This window comes from Pseudomonas sp. H3_E04 (assembly GCF_054668915.1).
The window spans coordinates 3,959,798-3,980,694 of the sequence record NZ_CP162797.1; the positions used below are offsets into that span (position 1 = coordinate 3,959,798).

The following is a 20,897-nucleotide window of genomic DNA, read 5'->3' on the forward strand; positions in this document are numbered from 1 at the left end:
ACCACTCCACTCACGCTTTATCTGTCGCCGCCGGCAAGGTGAAACCGGACACCGAACGGCGCAACTGACTGGCCATTTTCGCCAGGTTGCCGATGCTCTCGGCGGTGGCCGTGGACCCCGACGAAGTCTGCGAGGTGATCTGCTGGATCACGTTCATCGTCAGTGAGATCTGCCCGGCCGAGGACGTCTGCTGCTGCGCCGCGTTGGAGATGCTTTGAATCAGCGCGGCGAGGGTCTTGGACACGCCTTCGATTTCTTCCAGGGCCACACCGGCATCCTGCGCCAGTCGCGCGCCGCGCACCACTTCGGTGGTGGTCTGTTCCATGGAAATCACCGCTTCATTAGTGTCGGCCTGAATCGCCCGCACCAGGGTTTCGATCTGCCGGGTTGCGGCGGAGGAACGTTCGGCCAGCCGCTGCACTTCGTCGGCAACCACCGCAAAACCGCGCCCGGCATCCCCGGCCATCGATGCCTGGATCGCCGCGTTGAGGGCGAGAATGTTGGTCTGGTCGGCGATGTCGTCGATCAGGCTCACGATGTCGCCGATTTCCTGAGAGGACTCGCCGAGGCGTTTGATGCGCTTGGCGGTGTCCTGAATCTGTTCGCGGATGTTGTCCATGCCGTGGATGGTGTTGTGCACCACCTCGTTGCCTTTGTTGGCGATTTCCACGGAGCGCTCGGCCACCGCCGACGATTCGGCAGCGTTGGCCGAGACCTGATCGATGGACTCGGCCATGTCGCTGATCGCTGTCGAGGCTTCGGAAATCTGCTGGGCCTGTTGCTCAGACGCTTGGGCCAGGTGCATGGCGGTGGCCTGGGTTTCCTGCACGGCGGCGGCAACCTGGCCGGCGGTGAGGTTGATGGTGGCGACCAGATCGCGCAATTGGTCGACAGAATAGTTGATCGAGTCGGCGATGGTGCCGGTGAAGTCTTCGGTCACCGACGCGGTCACGGTGAGGTCGCCATCGGCGAGGTCCTCGATTTCGTCGAGCAGGCGCATGATCGCGTTCTGGTTGCGCTCGTTTTTCTCGGCGGTCTCGCGCAATTGGCGATTGGTTTCGCGGACCATGACCAGACCGATGAGGATGATCGAGGTCAGCGCCAGCAAGCCCAGCACATAGCCGCCAATGGTGTCGGTGTTGCGCCCGCCGGCCAGGTGCTCGAACCCGGTGGCCAGATGCGAGGCTTCGTCGAGCAGGGTTTGCGACAGGGTGAAGATGTTGCTCGCCGATTCGCGGACCTTGAACAGCTCTGGCGAGGTTTCGAGGATTTCATCCACGGAGCCGGAAACGAACTGGAACAGCTCGGAGATTTCGCTCAACCGGGCGCGGGCGTCGCGGTCTTCGACCTGGCTGATTTTCAGCGTCGGGTTGCCCTGCAACATGCCGTTGAGCACCAGACCGAAACGCGCGGCATCGCGGCCGAAGGCGTCGGCGGCCTGCTGCGAGTTTTCGTCACCGGCGAGCACGGTGTTGACTGCGCCAAGAATGCGTTCGGCCAGTAGCGATTGCCGTTGCGCCATCGCCACCTGCGCCGCCGGAGCGCCGCGCTGCAAGAGGATTTCCACGACTTTTTCGTATTCGATCTGCAACTGCGGCACGGTTTCGGCGAGTGTCGCGGCGACCTGATGCAGCGACAGTACGGTCTGTTCGCTGGTGAGAATCGCGTCGGTGTTTTTCAGCAGGCGTTCCCAATCCATCTGCACGGCGCGCATTTCCGGGCGCACGGCGACGGGTGCCGGTGGCAGGCCGGTGTTCGGGTCACCCTTTTTCAGGTAACCCCAGCGCTGGGCGAAATCGTTGCGCGCATCGCTGAGCAGTTTGAACGCCGCAGCCTTGCCCGCCGCCGCTTCGGTAGCGTTCTTGGCGATGCGTTGCGAGAGCACGCGCAGCTCACCGGCATGGCCGATGTACTGCTTGTCGTAGTTCGCCTGGGTGTTGAGGTAAGCGAAGTTGGCGAACAGCAGCATGATGAACACGATCAACGCGATAAACAGCACGATGATCTGCGCGCGACTGCGCGATGCTTCTGCCGACTTGCCTGTTTTTGCTTTTGTCATCGGTCCTCGCCTATGAAACTCGCCACCTTCAAATGTGGGAGCGGGCTTGCTCGCGAATACGGTGGGTCAGCCGACACATGGATTGACTGACCCACCGCATTCGCGAGCAAGCCCGCTCCCACAGGGGGAAGTGTTGTACTTGCTATACCGCCACACCCATGAACACCGGGGATTTGGCCAGTGCGAACAGGCTGAACACCCGCCAGTTCTGCTCGCGGCGGAAATAGCCTTTGACGAATTCGGCCTTGGAGCCCTGGCGCTTGCTGATCGACAACGGCTCGAATCTGCCCTGTTCGAAATGCTGCAAGCCGATGACTTCGTCGACCATTACCCCGGCGAACACGTCTTCATGTTCCACCACCAATACCCGCCGTTGTTTGCGCAACGGCGACAACTCATGGCCGAAGAACCCGCACAGGTCCATGATCGGCAACAGCCGGCCGCGCAGGTTAGCCACCCCCTTGACCCACGGTTTGACCCCGGGCAATTGGGTGAAGCGCGGCTCATGCAAAACTTCGCTGACTTCGCCCATCGGCGCCACATACCAATGCTCGCCGAGGCGAAAGCCGATGCCGCTCCAGCGATCCGGTCGCGCCGCTTGCGACGGCAGGTCCGCTGCCAGCAGGCGGCAGCGCTGGTCGATCTGCCAGAGCAGTTCGAACGCAGTCAGCGATTCGTTCATGATCGCGCGATCAGCCTTTGAGTACGTTGTTCAGGGTCTTGATCAGGGTGTCTTCGTCGACCGGTTTGGTCAGGTAATCCTTGGCGCCCTGGCGGGTGCCCCAGACCTTGTCGGTCTCCTGATCCTTGGTGGTGATGATGATCACCGGGATGTGCGCAGTGTCGGCATCCTTGGTCAACTGGCGGGTCGCCTGAAAACCGTTGAGGCCGGGCATGACGATATCCATCAGCACCGCGTCGGGTTTTTCCTGACGGGCCAGAGCCACGCCGTCGGCGCCGTTCTCGGCCTTGAGCACTTCATGGCCGTGCTTTTCGAGCATGCCGGTGAGTTTGTACATTTCAGTCGGCGAATCATCGACGATCAGGATACGTGCCATGGTCTTCCCCATTTTTCTGGTCGACTGCCGGCCCGCTGGCCGAGCGTCACTGTGCGTGTCTTACTGCGGCAAAACGGCGGCAAAGCCCGGAACATGGGCCTGGATCGCGTTGAGCAGTTCTTCTTTGCTGAACGGCTTGGTCAGAAATTGATCAGAGCCGACAATCCGCCCCTTGGCCTTGTCGAACAACCCGTCCCTGGATGAAAGCATGATCACCGGCGTCGCCTTGAAGGCGCTGTTGTTCTTGATCAGGGCGCAGGTCTGATAACCGTCCAGACGCGGCATCATGATGTCGACGAAGATGATCCCGGGATGGTGGTCGGCGATCTTCGCCAGCGCATCGAAACCGTCGATGGCGGTGATCACTTCGCAACCGACGTTCTTCAACAATGTTTCGGCGGTGCGGCGAATCGTTTTCGAGTCGTCGATCACCATGACCTTCAAGGCGCTGGACTGCTGTTCCATAAGAGGGTTCTACCGTCGCCTTTGCGAATCAAATTGTCCGTTTTGCTGTGAATAATGGCCTGAAACCCTTGATAGCCAAGGGTCGGCGCGATCTGCCAGCCTTTTTAGCACAGTCTCCAGATGCAATCTATCGACGGGTTTTTCCTTGACCCGAAACCCGCCCGGCGCCACTCTGGCGGCACTTTTTCAATACCGATCCGGTAGCCAAATTTCGAGGAAAATCCAATGAGCGTTCGCGTCGGGATTGTCATGGACCCTATCGCCAGCATCTCCTATAAAAAGGATAGCTCGCTGGCCATGCTGCTGGCCGCGCAAAAGCGCGGCTGGGAACTGTTCTACATGGAACAGAAAGACCTGTATCAGGCCGAAGGCCAGGCGCGGGCGCGGATGAGCCCGCTGAAAGTCTTCGCCAACCCGGACAAATGGTTCGAATTGGACGCCGAGCAGGACAAACTGCTGAGCGATCTGGACGTGATCCTGATGCGCAAGGATCCGCCGTTCGACATGGAGTTCGTCTACTCCACTTACCTGCTGGAACAGGCCGAAGCCGCCGGCGTGCTGGTGGTTAACAAGCCGCAGAGTCTGCGCGACTGCAATGAAAAGCTGTTTGCCACGCTGTTCCCGCAGTGCACGCCGCCGACCATCGTCAGCCGCCGCCCGGACGTTTTGCGTCAGTTCGCCGACCATCACGGTGACGTGATCCTCAAGCCGCTGGACGGCATGGGCGGTTCGTCGATCTTCCGTCACACCGCCGGCCACCCGAATCTCTCGGTGATCCTCGAAACCCTGACCCTGCACGGCAAGCAGCAGATCATGATTCAAGGCTACCTGCCGGCGATCGTCGATGGCGACAAGCGCATCCTGATGATCGATGGCGAGCCTGTGGATTACTGCCTGGCGCGGATCCCGGCCATGGGCGAAACCCGTGGCAACCTCGCCGCCGGTGGCCGTGGCGAAGCGCGTCCGCTGACCGAAAAGGATCGCTGGATCGCCGCCCAAGTCGGCCCGACCCTGCGCGAGAAAGGCCTGCTGTTCGTCGGCCTCGACGTGATCGGCGAGCACCTGACCGAAATCAACGTCACCAGCCCGACCTGCATCCGCGAAATCGACAATGCGTTCGGCACTGATATCGGCGGCATGCTGATGGATGCGATCGAAAAGCAGCTGCAAGCTTCGAGCCGCAAGCCACAAGCTTGAAGCCGGCCCGCGTCAGCTTGAAGCTTGAAGCTTGAAGCTTGAAGCTTGCGGCTCGTCGCTTGCTTCTATGTCACTTGCAGCTAAAAACCAACATTGCGTTATCATGCCGGGCCCATGAAAACGCGATGTTGGTTTTTCTGTCATGACCCTCCCGTCCGATCTGCCCGCTGAACTCGCCCATCGTGGCGTGCGCCCGGCCGATCGCCTCGGTTTTACCCTGTTTCTCGCGGCGCTGATTCATCTGGCGCTGCTGCTCGGCGTCGGTTTCACCATGGTCGAGCCGCAGCAGATCAGCAAAACCCTGGAAATCACCCTGGCCACCTTCAAGGCCGAGAAGAAGCCGGAAAAGGCAGATTTTCTCGCTCAGGAAAACCAGGAAGGCAGCGGCACGCTGGACAAGAAAGCCCTGCCCAAGACCACCGAAGTCGCGCCGTTCCAGGACAATCAGGTCAAAAAGGTCACCCCGCCGCCCGCCGCCAAGCCAGTGGTGCAGGAAGCGGCACCGAAGGCAGCGGTGACCACCGTCGCGCCGAAACCGAAAAAGGCGCCGACCAAGAAAGAAGAAAGCAAAACCGAGGTCAAACCGACCGTCGACGCGCCGGTATTCGACAGCTCGCAGTTGTCCAGCGACATCGCCAGCCTCGAGGCGGAACTGGCCAAGGAACAACAGCTGTACGCCAAACGCCCGCGCATCCACCGCTTGAGCGCGGCCTCGACCATGCGCGACAAGGGCGCCTGGTACAAGGACGACTGGCGCAAGAAGGTCGAGCGCATCGGCAACCTCAACTACCCCGAAGAAGCACGGCGCAAGCAGATCTACGGCAATTTGCGCCTGATGGTCTCGATCAACCGCGACGGCTCGCTGTATGAAGTGCTGGTGCTGGAATCCTCCGGCCAGCCACTGCTCGATCAGGCCGCGCAGCGCATCGTCCGCCTGGCCGCACCGTTTGCACCGTTTACCGGCGATCTGTCGGATATCGACCGCCTGGAAATCATCCGCACCTGGAAATTTGCCCGGGGCGACAAACTGTCCAGCAATTAAGAGCAAAATCAAAAGATCGTCCGATCGCGGCCCGAGCCTTCGGCAGCTCCTACAGTGGGCCTGCGTAGACCCTGTAGGAGCTGCCGAAGGCTGCGATCTTTTAAAGCCTCAGCTTGTCAGTTCGCCCTTGCGACGCCACACTAGCGCTCATGAAAAACGTCAGCCCCAGCTACCTCAAGCATCACTTCCTGATCGCCATGCCACACATGGCCGACCCGAACTTTGCCCACACCTTGACCTACATCGTCGAGCACACGGCCAATGGCGCGATGGGGCTGGTAGTCAACAGGCCGCAAGACTTGAACCTGGCCGACATCCTCGAACAGCTGCGCCCGGACATCGAGCCGCCGGCACGCTGCCAGGATGTGCCGATCTTCATCGGCGGGCCGGTGCAGACCGATCGCGGTTTCGTCCTGCACCCGGCGGGCCAGACCTTTCAGGCCACCGCGCAGCTGGACGGCGACCTGGCCCTGTCGACTTCGCAGGACGTGCTGTTCGCCATCGCTGACGGCGTCGGCCCCGCGCAGAGCCTGATCACCCTCGGTTACGCCGGCTGGGAGGCCGGGCAACTGGAAGCCGAACTGGCCGACAACGCCTGGCTGACCTGCCCGTTCAATGCCGACATCCTCTTCAACACCCGCAGCGAATTGCGCCTGGAAGCGGCAGCGCGGCACCTGGGCATCGATCTCAATCTGCTCACCAGCCAGGCAGGTCACGCCTGATGGCCCTGCGCCTGATTCTCGGCTTCGACTACGGCACCAAACAGATCGGCGTCGCGGTCGGCCAGGTCATCACCGGCCAGGCCCGCGAGCTGTGCACCCTGAAAGCGCAGAACGGCGTGCCGAACTGGGATCAGGTCGAAGCGCTGATAAAAGAATGGAAACCCGACGCCGTGGTGGTCGGCCTGCCGTTGAACATGGACGGCACGCCCAGCGAGATGTGCGTACGCGCGGAGAAATTCGCCCGCCGCCTCAACGGCCGCTACAACCTGCCCTTCTATACCCACGACGAACGCCTGACCACTTTCGAAGCCAAGGGCGAGCGACTGGTGCGTGGCGGGCAGAAAGGCAGTTACCGCGACAACCCGGTGGACGCCATCGCCGCCGCCCTGCTGCTGCAGGGCTGGCTCGATGAAAACACTGCATTGTTTGAATCCTGACAAGCGCTTCGGCGCTTTTCTTTTGGTTATAAACCGAGCTTCGTCCGGCAGGACGCAGCGCGGAATCACGAAGGAGCAACCATGAGCCTGCCCAATCCCGCCGATCTGATCAGCCAGATGGCGACCCGCCTCAAGGCGCACCTTGCCCAGCGTGACATCAGCGAACCGCGTTACATCGGCATCCGCACCGGCGGCATCTGGGTCGCGCAGGCGCTGCTCAAGGAACTGGCCAGCGATGCGCCTCTGGGTACGCTGGATGTGTCCTTCTATCGCGATGACTTCAGCCAGAACGGCCTGCACCCGCAAGTGCGCCCGTCCGCCCTGCCCTTCGAAATCGAAGGCCAGCATCTGGTGCTGATCGACGACGTGCTGATGAGCGGTCGGACCATCCGCGCCGCCATGAATGAACTGTTCGATTACGGCCGCCCGGCCAGCGTCACCCTGGTCTGCCTGCTGGACCTGGACGCCGGCGAGCTGCCGATCCGCCCGAACGTGGTCGGCGCCACCCTGACCCTGGCCGGCAACCAGCGGGTCAAGTTGTCCGGCCCCGAGCCGCTGACGCTCGAACTGCAAGACGTCACCCTTTAATCCGCCCTATTGAGAGTCCCCCTCGCGATGACGCCTCTAGATACCAAGCGCCCGCTGCAGCTCAATGATCAGGGCCAGCTGCGCCACTTCCTCTCGCTCGACGGCCTGCGCCGCGAGTTGCTGACGGAAATCCTCGACACTGCCGACTCGTTCCTTGAAGTCGGTGCCCGGGCGGTGAAGAAAGTCCCGTTGCTGCGCGGCAAGACCGTGTGCAACGTGTTCTTTGAAAACTCGACGCGCACCCGCACCACATTTGAACTGGCGGCCCAGCGGTTGTCGGCAGACGTGATCACCCTCAACGTGTCGACATCGTCGGCGAGCAAGGGCGAAACGTTACTCGATACTCTGCGCAACCTCGAAGCGATGGCCGCCGACATGTTCGTCGTGCGTCATGGCGACTCGGGCGCGGCGCACTTCATCGCCGAGCATGTCTGCCCGCAAGTGGCGATCATCAACGGCGGCGACGGCCGGCATGCGCACCCGACCCAGGGCATGCTCGACATGCTCACCATCCGTCGGCACAAGGGCGGTTTCGAAAACCTCTCGGTCGCCATCGTTGGCGACATCCTGCATTCGCGGGTGGCGCGCTCGAACATGCTCGCGCTGAAAACCCTCGGCTGCCCGGACATCCGTGTGATCGCGCCGAAAACCCTGCTGCCGATCGGCATCGAGCAGTATGGCGTCAAGGTCTACACCGACATGGCTGAAGGTCTGAAAGACGTCGACGTGGTAATCATGCTGCGCCTGCAGCGTGAGCGCATGACCGGCGGCCTGCTGCCCAGCGAAGGCGAGTTCTATCGCCTGTTCGGCCTGACCACCGCACGTCTGGCCGGAGCCAAACCCGATTGCATCGTCATGCACCCGGGGCCGATCAACCGTGGCGTGGAGATCGAGTCGGCGGTGGCCGACGGCCCGCACTCGGTGATCCTCAATCAAGTGACCTACGGCATCGCGATTCGTATGGCCGTGCTGTCCATGGCCATGAGCGGGCAGACTGCGCAACGTCAATTCGAGCAGGAGAACGCCCAGTGAAGCTCAGCATTCTCGGCGCACGCGTCATCGATCCCAGCAGCGGCCTGGATCAAATCACCGACATCCACGTTGAAGCCTGCAAGATCGTCGCCCTCGGCGCCGCGCCGGCCGGTTTCAGCGCAGTGGAAACCATCGATGCCCAAGGTCTGGTCGCCGCGCCTGGCCTGGTCGACCTCAACGTTGCCCTGCGCGAGCCGGGCTACAGCCGCAAAGGCTCGATCGTCAGCGAAACCCGCGCCGCCGCCGCCGGTGGCGTGACCAGCCTGTGCTGCCCGCCAAAGACCAAACCGGTGCTCGACACCTCCGCAGTGGCTGAGCTGATCCTCGACCGCGCCCGCGAGGCCGGCAACACCAAGGTGTTCCCGATCGGCGCGCTGAGCAAAGGTCTCGATGGCGAGCAATTGGCCGAACTGGTCGCTCTGCGCGACGCCGGTTGCGTGGCGTTCGGCAATGGCCTGGAAAGCTTCCGCAATAGCCGCACCCTGTGCCGGGCGCTGGAATACGCGGCGACTTTCGACCTGACGGTGATTTTCAACTCGCAGGATCACGATCTGGCCGAGGGCGGTCTGGCCCACGAAGGCGCAGTCGCCAGTTTCCTGGGCCTCCCGGGTATCCCGGAAACCGCCGAAACCGTGGCGCTCGCTCGCGATCTGCTGCTGGTCGAGCAGACCGGCGTGCGTGCGCATTTCAGCCAGTTGACCAGTGCGCGCGGTGTGGCACTGATTGCCCAGGCGCAGGCCCGTGGCTTGAAGGTAACGGCGGATGTTGCGTTGTATCAGCTGATCCTGACTGACGAAGCGCTGATCGACTTCAACAGTCTCTACCACGTGCAACCACCGCTGCGCACCCGTGCTGACCGCGATGGCCTGCGTGAGGCGGTGAAGTCCGGGGTGGTCTCGGCCATCTCCAGCCATCACCAGCCCCACGAGCGCGACGCCAAACTGGCCCCGTTCGGTGCCACCGAGCCGGGCATCAGCAGTGTTGAGTTGCTGCTGCCACTGGCGATGACCCTGGTCGAGGATGGTTTGCTCGACTTGCCGACGCTGCTGTCGCGTCTGAGCGCAGGCCCGGCCGAAGCGCTGCGTCTGCCGGCAGGCAAACTGGCGGTGGGCGGTGCGGCGGATATCGTGCTGTTCGATCCGAAGGCTTCGACGGTGGCCGGTGAACACTGGCTGTCGAAGGGCGAGAACTGCCCGTTCATCGGGCACAGTCTGCCGGGTGTGGTGCGCTATACGCTGGTGGATGGGCGGATTACCCACCAAGCCTAAAAAGCAAAAGATCGCAGCCTTCGGCAGCTCCTACAATGGAATGCGTTCCAATTTGTAGGAGCTGCCGCAGGCTGCGATCTTTTGATCTGGCAAAAACTTACTGGAAGGCGCCGCGATTCTGCGCGTTGCGCACCGAGACCTGATCATTCAGGGTCCAGAAGTCATACAGCACGCCAATAAAGAACAACCCGCCCGTCAGCAGATACAGCAAACCGCTGATCCACTTGCCTTGATACATCCTGTGCACGCCGAACACGCCGAGGAAAGTCAGCAGGATCCACGCGACGTTGTACTCGATCGGCCCGGCAGCAAAGCGCAGGTCGGCCTCGCGATCCATCGCCGGGATCAGAAACACGTCGATCAGCCAGCCAATCCCCAGCAAACCAAAGGTGAAGAACCAGATCGTCCCGGTCACCGGCTTGCCGTAATAAAAGCGGTGCGCTCCCGTGAATCCGAAAATCCACAGCAGGTAGCCGATGACTTTGCTGTGAGTGTCTTTTTCTTTCACGCGGGGGAGCTGATAGCTGTTCATTAAGACCTCATTGCACTCGATAGATAAATATTCTTCATTTCTTTGTGACTTTTTTACAGGTGGCCGACGTATGGCAAATGTTACCGTTGCTAGCGCGAAACCCTTGTAGAACCTGACTTCTGTCGGACAATTGCGTACTTTTTGAGCGTTTTTGGTTCCGTAGCCAGCCGAATGAATCGATGAACGGCCTCGGAACGGCAAAAAAAGCTGTTATAAAGTTGCGCGCTATCACTTATGAGCCACGCCTAATGCGACCATTTTTCAAGACATGGCTGACTATTTGCCTATTAATGCCACTGGCCGCCCACGCCACCAATCGTGAGCAACGTCTTCCCAACGTCAACGGCTTCACCCCTAAATCCCATGCTTCGGCTCCATCGAGCAAAAGCAGCAAGAGCAAGACCACCACGCTGAGCAGCAAGAGCCGCAGCAAACTGGTGCCACCGATGGCGAGCAAGGAAAGCAGCAATGTGCTGAGCCGTGCGGTAAACGTCCTCGGTACACCTTATCGTTGGGGCGGCAGCAGCCCAAGTAAAGGCTTCGATTGCAGCGGTCTGGTGAAATATGCGTTCAACGACGCTACGTTCGACCTGCCACGCACCTCCAATGCCATGGCCAGCGGTCACGGCGAGAAAGTCGAGCGCAAGGATCTGAAGCCGGGCGATCTGATTTTCTTCAACATCAAGAGCCGTCGGGTCAATCACGTTGCCATCTACCTGGGCAACGACCGCTTCATCCACGCCCCGCGCCGTGGCAAAGCGGTGAGCATCGACACGCTGAACAAGCCGTACTGGGAAAAGCATTACGTCGTGGCCAAGCGCGTATTGCCGAAAGAACAACAGCAACTGCGCGTAGTCCAGCGTTAAGGATCAAAAGATCGCAGCCTTCGGCAGCTCCTACATTGGGATCAGCGTTTCCCTGTAGGAACTGCCGAAGGCTGCGATCTTCTGCTTTTGCCTGCTAGAAATTATCCGGCGTACGCGCCTTCTCCCGCGCATGCTCGCGGCTGATCAAGCCTTTGGTCACCAGATCCTTCAGGCACATATCGAGTGTCTGCATCCCCAACGACCCGCCGGTCTGAATCGCGGAATACATCTGCGCCACCTTGTCCTCGCGAATGAGGTTACGGATCGCCGATGTCCCCAGCATGATTTCATGCGCCGCCACCCGCCCGCCGCCGATCTTCTTGATCAACGTCTGCGACACCACCGCCAGCAACGACTCCGACAGCATTGAGCGAACCATCGACTTCTCGTCGCCGGGAAACACGTCGACCACGCGGTCGATGGTCTTCGCCGCCGAGGTCGTGTGCAGCGTGCCGAACACCAGATGCCCGGTCTCGGCGGCGGTCAGCGCCAGGCGAATGGTTTCCAGATCACGCATCTCGCCAACCAGAATCACGTCCGGGTCTTCACGCAGGGCCGAGCGCAGTGCAGTGGCGAAGCTGCGGGTATCGCGGTGGACTTCGCGCTGATTGATCAGGCATTTGCGCGATTCGTGAACGAACTCGATGGGGTCTTCGATGGTGAGGATGTGGTGATGGCGATGGGTGTTGAGGTAATCGATCATCGCCGCCAACGTGGTCGACTTGCCCGAGCCGGTCGGCCCGGTGACCAGGACCAGCCCGCGCGGCGCATCGGTGATCTTGCGGAAAACATCGCCCATGGCAAGGTCTTCCATGCTCAGCACTTTCGACGGAATGGTGCGGAACACCGCTCCGGCGCCACGGTTCTGGTTAAAGGCGTTGACGCGAAAGCGCGCCACGCCGGGTACATCGAAGGAAAAATCCGTTTCCAGATTTTTCTCGAATTCGATGCGCTGGGTGTCGTTCATGATGTCGTAGATCAGATCGTGCACTTGCTTGTGGTCCAGCGCCGGCAGATTGATCCGCCGCACGTCGCCATCGACGCGGATCATCGGCGGCAGGCCGGCCGACAGGTGCAGGTCGGAAGCGCCCTGTTTGGCGCTGAAGGCCAGCAGTTCAGTGATATCCATAGCGTCCCTCAATTCCAGTAGAATGCCGCGAACCTACAGACCGCCGGCGCCTCTTGATGTCCACGATAGCAGACAACATCCTTCAGGTTAGTTCGCGCATCCAGGCAGCGGCCAAAGCCGCGCACCGCGACGAAAACAGCATCCATTTGCTCGCCGTGAGCAAGACCAAACCCGCCCAGGCCCTGCGGGAGGCCTACGCCGCCGGCCTGCGCGACTTCGGCGAGAACTACTTGCAGGAAGCCCTGGGCAAACAGCTGGAGCTGGCCGACCTGCCCTTGATCTGGCACTTCATCGGCCCCATTCAATCGAACAAGACTCGCGCGATTGCCGAGCATTTCGACTGGGTGCACTCCGTGGATCGTCTGAAAATTGCCCAACGCCTGTCCGAACAACGCCCGGCCGAACTGCCGCCACTGAACATCTGCATTCAGGTCAATGTCAGCGGCGAAGCGAGCAAATCCGGCTGTACTCCGGCCGATCTGCCGGCGCTGGCCGAGGCCATCAGCGCGTTGCCACGCTTGAAACTGCGCGGTTTGATGGCGATTCCCGAGCCGACCGAGGAGCGCGCTGAACAGGACGCTGCCTTCGCCGCCGTACAGGCATTGCAGGCGAGCCTCGCTCTGCCGCTCGACACACTGTCCATGGGCATGAGCCACGACCTTGAGTCGGCCATCGCCCAAGGCGCCACCTGGGTGCGGATCGGTACCGCGCTGTTTGGCGCCAGAGATTATTCTCAGTCTTGAACGTTTCCAGATAAGGACCACACATGAGCAACACACGTATTGCGTTTATCGGTGCGGGCAACATGGCGGCCAGTCTGATTGGCGGCTTGCGCGCCAAAGGTCTGGAAGCGGCGCAGATCCGCGCCAGCGATCCGGGCGAAGACACCCGTGCCAAGGTCAGCGCCGAACACGGCATCGAAACCTTCGCAGATAACGCCCAGGCCATCGACGGCGTCGATGTCATCGTCCTGGCGGTCAAGCCCCAGGCGATGAAAGCCGTGTGCGAGGCGATTCGCCCAAGTCTGAAGTCGAATCAACTGGTGGTGTCGATTGCCGCTGGCATCACCTGCGCGAGCATGACCGCGTGGCTCGGCGAACAGCCGATCGTACGCTGCATGCCCAATACTCCGGCGCTGCTGCGTCAGGGTGTCAGCGGTCTGTACGCGACCAGCGAAGTGAGCGCCGAGCAACGCCAGCAAGCCGAAGAGCTGCTGTCCGCCGTCGGCATCGCCCTGTGGCTGGACGAAGAACAGCAACTGGACGCAGTCACCGCAGTGTCCGGCTCCGGCCCGGCGTATTTTTTCCTGTTGATCGAAGCGATGACCGCCGCTGGCGTCAAACTGGGCCTGCCGAAAGCAATCGCTGAGCAACTGACCGTGCAGACCGCGCTGGGCGCCGCGCACATGGCGGTGTCCAGCGATGTCGATGCAGCCGAACTGCGCCGCCGCGTGACCTCGCCGAATGGCACCACGGAAGCTGCGATCAAATCATTCCAGGCTGGCGGCTTCGAAGCGCTGGTTGAAACCGCACTCGGCGCCGCCGCGCACCGCTCGGCCGAAATGGCCGAACAACTGGGCAAATAAGGAGCCTTACATGATCGGATTGAACACCGCAGCGGTTTACGTGCTGCAAACCCTCGGCAGCCTGTACCTGCTGATCGTGCTGCTGCGCTTCGTCCTGCAACTGGTGCGGGCGAACTTCTACAACCCGCTGTGCCAGTTCGTGGTCAAGGCCACTCAGCCGCTGCTCAAGCCTTTGCGCCGGATCATCCCGAGCGTGTTCGGCCTCGACATGTCGTCGCTGGTGCTGGCAATCCTGGTGCAACTGCTGCTCATGGCACTGACCCTGCTGCTGACCTACGGCACCACCGGCAACCCGCTGCAGCTGTTGATCTGGTCGCTGATCGGCGTCACCGCACTGTTCCTGAAGATCTTCTTCTTCGCCCTGATCATCAGCGTGATTCTGTCGTGGGTCGCACCGGGCAGCCACAATCCGGGCGCTGAACTGGTCAACCAGATCTGCGAACCGGCGCTGGCACCGTTCCGCCGCTTCCTGCCGAACCTGGGCGGCTTGGATCTGTCGCCGATCTTCGCCTTCCTTGCGCTGAAACTGATCGACATGCTGGTGATCAACAATCTGGCGGCGATGACGATGATGCCGGAGATTCTGCGTTTGCTGATGTAAGCCAGTGCGTTCGGTCTGACTGACCGAGTCGCCTTTTTCGCGAGCAGGCTCGCTCCCACATTGGAATGCATTTCAACTGTGGGGGCGAGCCTGCTCGCAAATGGCTGCACCTCGATCCGAAGCGAAAACGCCGGACCTGATCGTTGCTTGCCGCTAACCCCCCCGGTCTTTAGACTTACGCCTCATTTCAACGAGAGCAGGGTCGATGCCAACTGCCTTTCCCGCCGATTCTGTTGGTCTGGTAACGCCGCAAACCGCGCATTTCAGCGAACCGCTGACGCTGGCCTGTGGCCGTTCGCTGGCCGCTTATGACCTGATCTACGAAACCTACGGCACGCTGAACGCCCAGGCGAGCAACGCCGTGCTGATCTGCCACGCGCTGTCCGGCCACCATCACGCTGCCGGTTATCACAGCGTCGACGACCGCAAGCCCGGTTGGTGGGACAGCTGCATCGGCCCCGGCAAGCCGATCGACACCAACAAATTCTTCGTGGTCAGCCTGAACAACCTCGGCGGCTGCAACGGCTCCACCGGCCCGAGCAGCATCAACCCGGAAACCGGCAAGCCATTCGGCGCCGATTTCCCGGTGCTCACCGTCGAAGACTGGGTGCACAGCCAGGCGCGCCTCGCTGATTTGCTCGGCATCGGCCAGTGGGCAGCGGTGATCGGCGGCAGCCTCGGCGGCATGCAGGCGCTGCAATGGACCATCACTTACCCGGATCGCGTGCGTCACTGCCTGGCCATCGCCTCGGCACCGAAACTGTCGGCGCAGAACATCGCCTTCAACGAAGTCGCGCGCCAGGCGATCCTCACCGACCCGGAATTCCACGGCGGCTCGTTCCAGGAAGCCGGTGTGATTCCCAAACGCGGGCTGATGCTGGCGCGCATGGTCGGGCACATCACCTATCTGTCCGATGATTCCATGGGTGAGAAATTCGGCCGTGGCCTGAAGAGCGAAAAGCTTAACTACGACTTCCACAGTGTCGAGTTCCAGGTCGAAAGCTATCTGCGATATCAGGGCGAAGAGTTCTCCGGGCGCTTCGATGCCAACACCTATCTGTTGATGACCAAAGCGCTGGATTACTTCGATCCGGCGGCGAACTTCGACGATGATCTGGCGAAAACCTTCGAAAACGCCACCGCCAAGTTTTGCGTGATGTCGTTCACCACCGACTGGCGCTTCTCCCCCGCCCGTTCGCGGGAATTGGTGGATGCGCTGATGGCCGCGCGCAAGGACGTCAGTTATCTGGAAATTGACGCCCCCCAGGGCCACGACGCCTTCCTGATTCCGATCCCGCGTTACTTGCAGGCGTTCGGCAATTACATGAACCGCATTTCGTTGTGAGAAAGCCATGAGAGCTGATCTGGAAATCATCCAGGAATGGATCCCCGCCGGCAGCCGCGTCCTCGACCTCGGTTGCGGTGACGGCGAGCTGCTGACCTGGCTGCGCGACAACAAGAACGTCACCGGTTATGGCCTGGAAAACGACGCCGACAACATCGCCGAGTGCGTGGCCAAGGGCATCAACGTCATCGAGCAGGATCTGGACAAAGGGCTGGGCAATTTTGCCAGCAACAGTTTCGACATCGTCGTCATGACCCAGGCCCTGCAAGCGGTGCATTACCCGGACAAGATCCTCGACGAAATGCTCCGGGTCGGCCGTCAGTGCATCATCACCTTCCCCAATTTCGGCCACTGGCGCTGCCGCTGGTATCTGGCGAGCAAGGGCCGCATGCCGGTCTCGGAATTCCTGCCCTACACCTGGTACAACACGCCGAACATCCACTTCTGCACCTTCGAGGATTTCGAAGAACTGTGCCGCGAACGTGACGCGAGGGTCATTGATCGGCTTGCCGTGGATCAACAGCACCGCCACGGGTGGGCCAGTAAGCTATGGCCTAATCTGTTAGGTGAAATCGGTATCTACCGCGTCAGCAGTCCCCAGTTGGCGGACCACCGAGTCGCGGTCTGAGCCAGGGCATTTGAAGGAGCACGAACATGAGTCGTCTAGCGTTGCTGTTACTCACCGCCTGCCTGAGCGCTGGCGCCGTGGCGGCGGATGTCATCAAGGGTGAACGCAAGGAAACCTTCGGTGACATCACGGTGCACTACAACACGTTCAACTCGACGTTCCTGCAACCGGACATCGCCAAGGCTGCCGAGCTGATCCGCAGCAAGAACCAGGGCGTGATCAACGTCTCCGTGGTCAAGGACGGCAAACCGGTGATCGCCAGCGTCACCGGCACGATCAAGGACCTGACCAGCAACAGCGTGGCGCTGAAATTCCGCCAGGTCACCGAACAGGGCGCGATCTACTACATTGCCCAGTACCCAGTGCCGCAGCAGGAAACCCGCACCTTTGAAATCAAGGTGCAGAACGGCGACAAGATCAACACCATCAATTTCAACCAAGAACTCTTTCCCGGCGAATGATGAACATCAAGCAGCTCGTACTGGCCAGCCATAACGCCGGCAAACTCAAAGAACTCCAGGCCATGCTCGGCGACTCGGTGCAACTGCGTTCGATTGGCGAGTGGAGCAAGGTCGAACCGGAAGAAACCGGCCTGTCGTTCGTCGAGAACGCGATCCTCAAGGCCCGCAACGCCGCGCGCATCTCCGGGCTGCCGGCACTGGCCGACGACTCCGGGCTGGCAGTGGATTTCCTTGGTGGTGCGCCGGGCATCTACTCGGCGCGTTATGCCGACGGTCAGGGCGATGCGGCGAACAATGCCAAACTGCTCAATGCGCTGAAGGACGTGCCGCAAGCCGAGCGCGGTGCGCAATTCGTTTGCGTATTGGCGCTGGTGCGTCACGCCGATGATCCGCTGCCGATCCTCTGCGAAGGCCTGTGGCACGGGCGCATCCTCAACGCAGCCAGCGGCGCACACGGTTTCGGTTACGACCCGCTGTTCTGGGTGCCGGAGCGCGATTGCTCCAGCGCCGAGCTGAGCCCGGCCGACAAGAACCAGATCAGCCACCGCGCCCGTGCAATGGATCTGCTGCGCCAGCGTCTGGGCTTGAAATGACCACTGATTCTTCCGCGTCGTCGCTGATCATCGGCGGCGCCGCGTCCTCGCCTCGGGCACCGCTGCCAACCCTGCCGCCCCTGGCGCTGTACATCCACATCCCGTGGTGTGTGCGCAAATGCCCGTATTGCGATTTCAACTCGCACACTGCCAGCCCGGTGCTGCCGGAGCAGGAATACGTCGACGCGCTGCTGGCCGATCTCGATCAGGATCTGCATGCGGTGTATGGCCGTGAGCTGACCTCGATTTTTTTTGGTGGCGGGACGCCGAGCCTGTTCAGCGCCGAAGCCCTTGGACGCTTGTTGACGGGCGTCGAGCAACGCATCCCGTTCGCCGCCGACATCGAAATCACCCTTGAGGCGAATCCGGGCACGTTCGAGCAAGAGAAGTTTGTCGCTTACCGCAAGTTGGGGATCAATCGCCTGTCGATCGGCATCCAGAGCTTTCAGCAGGAAAAGCTCGAAGCACTCGGCCGCATCCACAACGGTGACGAAGCCGTGCGTGCGGCAGGCATGGCGCAGCAGGCCGGGTTCGATAACTTCAACCTCGACCTGATGCATGGTTTGCCCGATCAGTCGCTGGACGATGCCCTGAGCGATCTGCGCCAGGCCATCGCCCTGAAGCCGACGCACATTTCCTGGTATCAACTGACGCTGGAGCCGAACACAGTGTTCTGGAATCAGCCGCCAGTGCTGCCGGAAGACGACACGCTGTGGGACATTCAGGAAGCCGGCCAGGCGCTGCTGGCCGAGCACGGTTACGCGCAATACGAAGTGTCGGCGTACGCCCAGGCCGGGCGACCAGCGCGGCACAACCTCAATTACTGGAGTTTTGGCGACTTCATCGGCATCGGCGCCGGCGCCCATGGCAAGCTGAGTCACCCGGACGGGCGCATCGTGCGCACATGGAAAACCCGCCTGCCGAAGGATTATCTGAACCCGGCGAAAAGCTTTCAGGCCGGCGAGAAATCCCTGAGCAATGACGAGATGCCGTTCGAGTTCCTGATGAACGCCCTGCGCCTGACCGCCGGGGTCGAATCGCGCCTGTATCCGGAACGCACCGGTCTGTCGCTGGAGACCCTCGCCGAAGGCCGCCGCGAGGCCGAACAAAGCGGCCTGTTGCAGGTCGAACCGTCACGCCTGGCGCCGACCGAACGCGGCCAGCTGTTCCTCAACGATTTGCTGCAACAATTTCTGAACTGACTTCAGCTCAAAGGGAAAACGCATGGATTTGATACTCGACCTGCTGGCCACCGTCTCCCGCTGGAGCCGCAGCAATCTCTCGGAAATCGCTCTGGCGCTGGTCGGTTGCCTGCTGGTGCTGTTCGGCGCCGACTTCAAAGGCTGGGTCGAGCAACGCCTGGGCAGCATCGCCGGCGCCCTGCGCGTGCCCCTGATGGCCCTGCTCTGCCTGATCGGCAGCGGCGCCGCGCTGATCTACGCCACGCCGTGGGTGATCAAAGGCCTGAGCCAGTTCAACAACTACAGCCTGGCGCCGGTGCTGCTGGTGGTACTGGTGCTGATCGGCGTGGTTGCCGATCGCCGCTGACTCCGCAAACACCCCGAAACGAATGTGTGCGAGCCTGCTCGCGAAGGCGTCATGACATCCAACATCATCGTTGATTGTCAGACCGCTTTCGCGAGCAGGCTCGCTCCCACAGTTGATCGCAATGAAAGGGAAGTTCATGAGTAAAAAACTACTGGATGAGACGAGCAAATTTCTCAGCTTCGTGTTGCGTCACCAGCCTCAAGCGATTGGTCTCACGCTGGATTTGGATGGCTGGGCAGATATCGACGCATTGATTAATGGCGCCGCGCGTGACGGTCATAACCTCGATCGCGATTTGATTGAAACAGTGGTGACAAGTAGCGACAAAAAGCGTTTTGCGATTTCCACTGACGGCTTGTGCATCCGCGCTGTTCAGGGCCATTCGACGAAGACTGTCGAGTTGCAGTTCGACGAGAAACACCCACCGCAAACGCTGTATCACGGCACAGCGACGCGTTTTCTCGATTCGATCAATGCACAAGGTTTAATCCCTGGATCACGCCATCATGTACATCTTTCGGAAGAGATCGTCACTGCCACTTCCGTAGGTCAACGCTACGGCAGCGTAGTGGTCCTCGCAGTCGCGGCGCAGCAAATGCAGGAAGAAGGCTTCAAGTTCTATCAGGCCGAAAACGGCGTATGGCTGACAGACCACGTACCTGCGCGCTTCATGACCAAACTGTAAATCCGAGACACTCATAACTACTGTAGGAGTGAGCCTCCTCGCGATAGCTGTTTGACACTCAACTTTCACGCCGACTGACACCCCTCTTCGCGAGCAGGCTCGCTCCCACTATTGGGCCCTGGTTCAATGATTCTTCGATAAGCGGCTCTGCGCCTGAAGGATCGCCTTGAGGCCAACGAAATCCTTGCAGCCCAGCGCTATCGCTTTATCGAAGTGTTCGATATTGCCGCTGTCGCGCAGATCGCTGCCGTTTACACGAGTCAACGCGAGTATGTAGTAGGCCTCAGCCCGAAACTGGTCTTCGGACAATACCAAGCCAGCTGCGCGGGCTCGCATGGCGGCCAGCGGCCCGACCTTGCCGGCAGGCGCCCCGTTTTCTTCGAAACACAGCGAACGTTTGGCCTGCAACGGATAGTCGTCAGCATGCGTATCAGGCTTGAGCAGCAACTGCTCGAGAGACTGCAAGAATTTCAAATGATCAGGATTTTGCGCATCAAATCGTTCATACGCCTTGTCGCACAAATGGTAATAGCCCACCGCAGCCGCTAACAATCCATCATCCATGGCCTGCTGATAAAGACCACAGGTCTGTAAGCGCGTCTGCTCGGAAAACATCGGGTTGTCCTGCAGGCTGGCCAGAAGATAGGTGGCCAGCGTGTGCCCGCCGTCCGACGCATGCTTGAGGTTGTCCACAAGAGCCTCGAGATCACCTTCGGCAACGCGCAACTGTTCAGGGGTGTATTGCACGCTTTCCCCGGCGGCCTCACGCTTGAGCCGGTCATTGGCGTCGCGCTCGATCTTTGCCGCCGTTCTCTGCGCACTCGCGAAGTATTCCTCGGGGCTGACTACCCGTTCGCACGCTGCACAAAACAGCAGACCCAGAACCAGCGTGCAGGCAAAAATGGCTTTCAAGAATTGTCTTCCTTTACAAATGGTGGCCTCGAGCTTTCGGCGGATCACGGCCAAACTTGAGCAAACGCCAGAAACAACTGTAGGAGCTGCGGCACGCTGCAATCCTTGATCTTCAAAATCAAGATCAAAAGATCGCAGCGTGCC

At 60.7% G+C, this 20,897-nt stretch carries 25 protein-coding genes; 18 read left to right on the plus strand and 7 right to left on the minus strand.

Annotation, left to right across the window (positions count from 1 at the left end):
- Positions 1-10 precede the first annotated feature (10 nt).
- From AB4N53_RS17895 to pilG, 4 genes are all read right to left on the minus strand, one after another.
- Complete coding sequence (locus AB4N53_RS17895) at positions 11-2,059, minus strand: methyl-accepting chemotaxis protein (RefSeq protein ID WP_460122062.1); 2,049 nt, start codon at positions 2,057-2,059, stop codon at positions 11-13.
- 142 nt (positions 2,060-2,201) lie between these two features.
- Positions 2,202-2,741, minus strand: coding sequence for a chemotaxis protein CheW (locus tag AB4N53_RS17900; protein ID WP_460122064.1), 540 nt, complete (start codon positions 2,739-2,741; stop codon positions 2,202-2,204).
- Between the two features lie 10 nt (positions 2,742-2,751).
- On the minus strand, positions 2,752-3,117 hold the full coding sequence (gene pilH / locus AB4N53_RS17905; protein ID WP_039757553.1) for a twitching motility response regulator PilH: 366 nt from the start codon (positions 3,115-3,117) through the stop codon (positions 2,752-2,754).
- 60 nt (positions 3,118-3,177) lie between these two features.
- Positions 3,178-3,582 (minus strand): twitching motility response regulator PilG, encoded by a 405-nt coding sequence (pilG, locus tag AB4N53_RS17910; protein WP_016772743.1) that lies wholly within the window; start codon positions 3,580-3,582, stop codon positions 3,178-3,180.
- A 225-nt stretch (positions 3,583-3,807) separates the two neighbouring features.
- Between pilG and gshB the strand changes: the two genes are divergently transcribed.
- The 7 genes from gshB to AB4N53_RS17945 all read left to right on the plus strand — a co-directional run bounded on the left by gshB (position 3,808) and on the right by AB4N53_RS17945 (position 9,868).
- Positions 3,808-4,779: a glutathione synthase gene (gshB, locus tag AB4N53_RS17915; protein WP_042606571.1), complete on the plus strand. Its 972-nt coding sequence runs from the start codon at positions 3,808-3,810 to the stop codon at positions 4,777-4,779.
- Between the two features lie 142 nt (positions 4,780-4,921).
- The gene (locus AB4N53_RS17920) at positions 4,922-5,821 is read left to right on the plus strand and encodes an energy transducer TonB (RefSeq protein ID WP_039757551.1); all 900 of its coding nucleotides are present in this window, start codon (positions 4,922-4,924) and stop codon (positions 5,819-5,821) included.
- Positions 5,822-5,970: 149 nt separating this feature from the next.
- Entirely contained in the window at positions 5,971-6,543 is a 573-nt protein-coding gene (locus AB4N53_RS17925) for a YqgE/AlgH family protein (protein WP_016772739.1), read from the plus strand.
- Complete coding sequence (gene ruvX, locus AB4N53_RS17930; protein ID WP_016772738.1) at positions 6,543-6,980, plus strand: Holliday junction resolvase RuvX; 438 nt, start codon at positions 6,543-6,545, stop codon at positions 6,978-6,980. The genes AB4N53_RS17925 and ruvX overlap by 1 nt, the downstream gene beginning before the upstream one ends.
- Positions 6,981-7,061: 81 nt before the next feature.
- Positions 7,062-7,568: a bifunctional pyr operon transcriptional regulator/uracil phosphoribosyltransferase PyrR gene (gene pyrR, locus AB4N53_RS17935; RefSeq protein WP_024014655.1), complete on the plus strand. Its 507-nt coding sequence runs from the start codon at positions 7,062-7,064 to the stop codon at positions 7,566-7,568.
- Positions 7,569-7,595: 27 nt separating this feature from the next.
- The gene (locus AB4N53_RS17940) at positions 7,596-8,600 is read left to right on the plus strand and encodes an aspartate carbamoyltransferase catalytic subunit (RefSeq protein WP_016772736.1); all 1,005 of its coding nucleotides are present in this window, start codon (positions 7,596-7,598) and stop codon (positions 8,598-8,600) included.
- The gene (locus AB4N53_RS17945; protein WP_460122068.1) at positions 8,597-9,868 is read left to right on the plus strand and encodes a dihydroorotase; all 1,272 of its coding nucleotides are present in this window, start codon (positions 8,597-8,599) and stop codon (positions 9,866-9,868) included. Before AB4N53_RS17940 ends, AB4N53_RS17945 begins: the two co-directional genes overlap by 4 nt.
- 97 nt (positions 9,869-9,965) lie before the next feature.
- On the opposite strand, the gene AB4N53_RS17950 is transcribed toward AB4N53_RS17945, so the two are convergent.
- The gene (locus AB4N53_RS17950; protein WP_039757549.1) at positions 9,966-10,400 is read right to left on the minus strand and encodes an NINE protein; all 435 of its coding nucleotides are present in this window, start codon (positions 10,398-10,400) and stop codon (positions 9,966-9,968) included.
- A 248-nt stretch (positions 10,401-10,648) separates the two neighbouring features.
- Between AB4N53_RS17950 and AB4N53_RS17955 the strand changes: the two genes are divergently transcribed.
- On the plus strand, positions 10,649-11,266 hold the full coding sequence (locus AB4N53_RS17955) for a C40 family peptidase (RefSeq protein WP_024014657.1): 618 nt from the start codon (positions 10,649-10,651) through the stop codon (positions 11,264-11,266).
- Positions 11,267-11,360: 94 nt separating this feature from the next.
- Here AB4N53_RS17955 and AB4N53_RS17960 read toward each other — a convergent pair whose 3' ends face one another.
- Positions 11,361-12,395: a type IV pilus twitching motility protein PilT gene (locus AB4N53_RS17960; protein WP_016772732.1), complete on the minus strand. Its 1,035-nt coding sequence runs from the start codon at positions 12,393-12,395 to the stop codon at positions 11,361-11,363.
- A gap of 56 nt (positions 12,396-12,451) precedes the next feature.
- Here AB4N53_RS17960 and AB4N53_RS17965 point away from each other — a divergent pair, with 56 nt between their 5' ends.
- From AB4N53_RS17965 to AB4N53_RS18010, 10 genes are all read left to right on the plus strand, one after another.
- Positions 12,452-13,138, plus strand: coding sequence for a YggS family pyridoxal phosphate-dependent enzyme (locus AB4N53_RS17965; RefSeq protein WP_016772731.1), 687 nt, complete (start codon positions 12,452-12,454; stop codon positions 13,136-13,138).
- A gap of 23 nt (positions 13,139-13,161) precedes the next feature.
- Complete coding sequence (gene proC, locus AB4N53_RS17970; RefSeq protein WP_460122071.1) at positions 13,162-13,980, plus strand: pyrroline-5-carboxylate reductase; 819 nt, start codon at positions 13,162-13,164, stop codon at positions 13,978-13,980.
- Positions 13,981-13,990: 10 nt separating this feature from the next.
- Positions 13,991-14,581, plus strand: a complete 591-nt coding sequence (locus AB4N53_RS17975) for a YggT family protein (RefSeq protein ID WP_434767013.1) — start codon at positions 13,991-13,993, stop codon at positions 14,579-14,581.
- Between the two features lie 205 nt (positions 14,582-14,786).
- On the plus strand, positions 14,787-15,926 hold the full coding sequence (gene metX / locus AB4N53_RS17980) for a homoserine O-succinyltransferase MetX (protein WP_024014658.1): 1,140 nt from the start codon (positions 14,787-14,789) through the stop codon (positions 15,924-15,926).
- A gap of 7 nt (positions 15,927-15,933) precedes the next feature.
- Positions 15,934-16,554: a methionine biosynthesis protein MetW gene (gene metW, locus AB4N53_RS17985; protein ID WP_460122073.1), complete on the plus strand. Its 621-nt coding sequence runs from the start codon at positions 15,934-15,936 to the stop codon at positions 16,552-16,554.
- A 26-nt stretch (positions 16,555-16,580) separates the two neighbouring features.
- The gene (locus AB4N53_RS17990) at positions 16,581-17,015 is read left to right on the plus strand and encodes a DUF4426 domain-containing protein (protein ID WP_434767014.1); all 435 of its coding nucleotides are present in this window, start codon (positions 16,581-16,583) and stop codon (positions 17,013-17,015) included.
- Complete coding sequence (gene rdgB / locus AB4N53_RS17995) at positions 17,012-17,608, plus strand: RdgB/HAM1 family non-canonical purine NTP pyrophosphatase (protein ID WP_460122076.1); 597 nt, start codon at positions 17,012-17,014, stop codon at positions 17,606-17,608. Before AB4N53_RS17990 ends, rdgB begins: the two co-directional genes overlap by 4 nt.
- On the plus strand, positions 17,605-18,810 hold the full coding sequence (gene hemW / locus AB4N53_RS18000) for a radical SAM family heme chaperone HemW (protein WP_460122078.1): 1,206 nt from the start codon (positions 17,605-17,607) through the stop codon (positions 18,808-18,810). The genes rdgB and hemW overlap by 4 nt, the downstream gene beginning before the upstream one ends.
- 22 nt (positions 18,811-18,832) lie before the next feature.
- Positions 18,833-19,156 (plus strand): DUF3392 domain-containing protein, encoded by a 324-nt coding sequence (locus tag AB4N53_RS18005; RefSeq protein WP_008083808.1) that lies wholly within the window; start codon positions 18,833-18,835, stop codon positions 19,154-19,156.
- A 136-nt stretch (positions 19,157-19,292) separates the two neighbouring features.
- Positions 19,293-19,841, plus strand: coding sequence for an RNA 2'-phosphotransferase (locus AB4N53_RS18010; RefSeq protein ID WP_460122080.1), 549 nt, complete (start codon positions 19,293-19,295; stop codon positions 19,839-19,841).
- Positions 19,842-19,964: 123 nt separating this feature from the next.
- Here AB4N53_RS18010 and AB4N53_RS18015 read toward each other — a convergent pair whose 3' ends face one another.
- On the minus strand, positions 19,965-20,753 hold the full coding sequence (locus AB4N53_RS18015) for a hypothetical protein (RefSeq protein ID WP_460122082.1): 789 nt from the start codon (positions 20,751-20,753) through the stop codon (positions 19,965-19,967).
- Positions 20,754-20,897 lie beyond the last annotated feature (144 nt).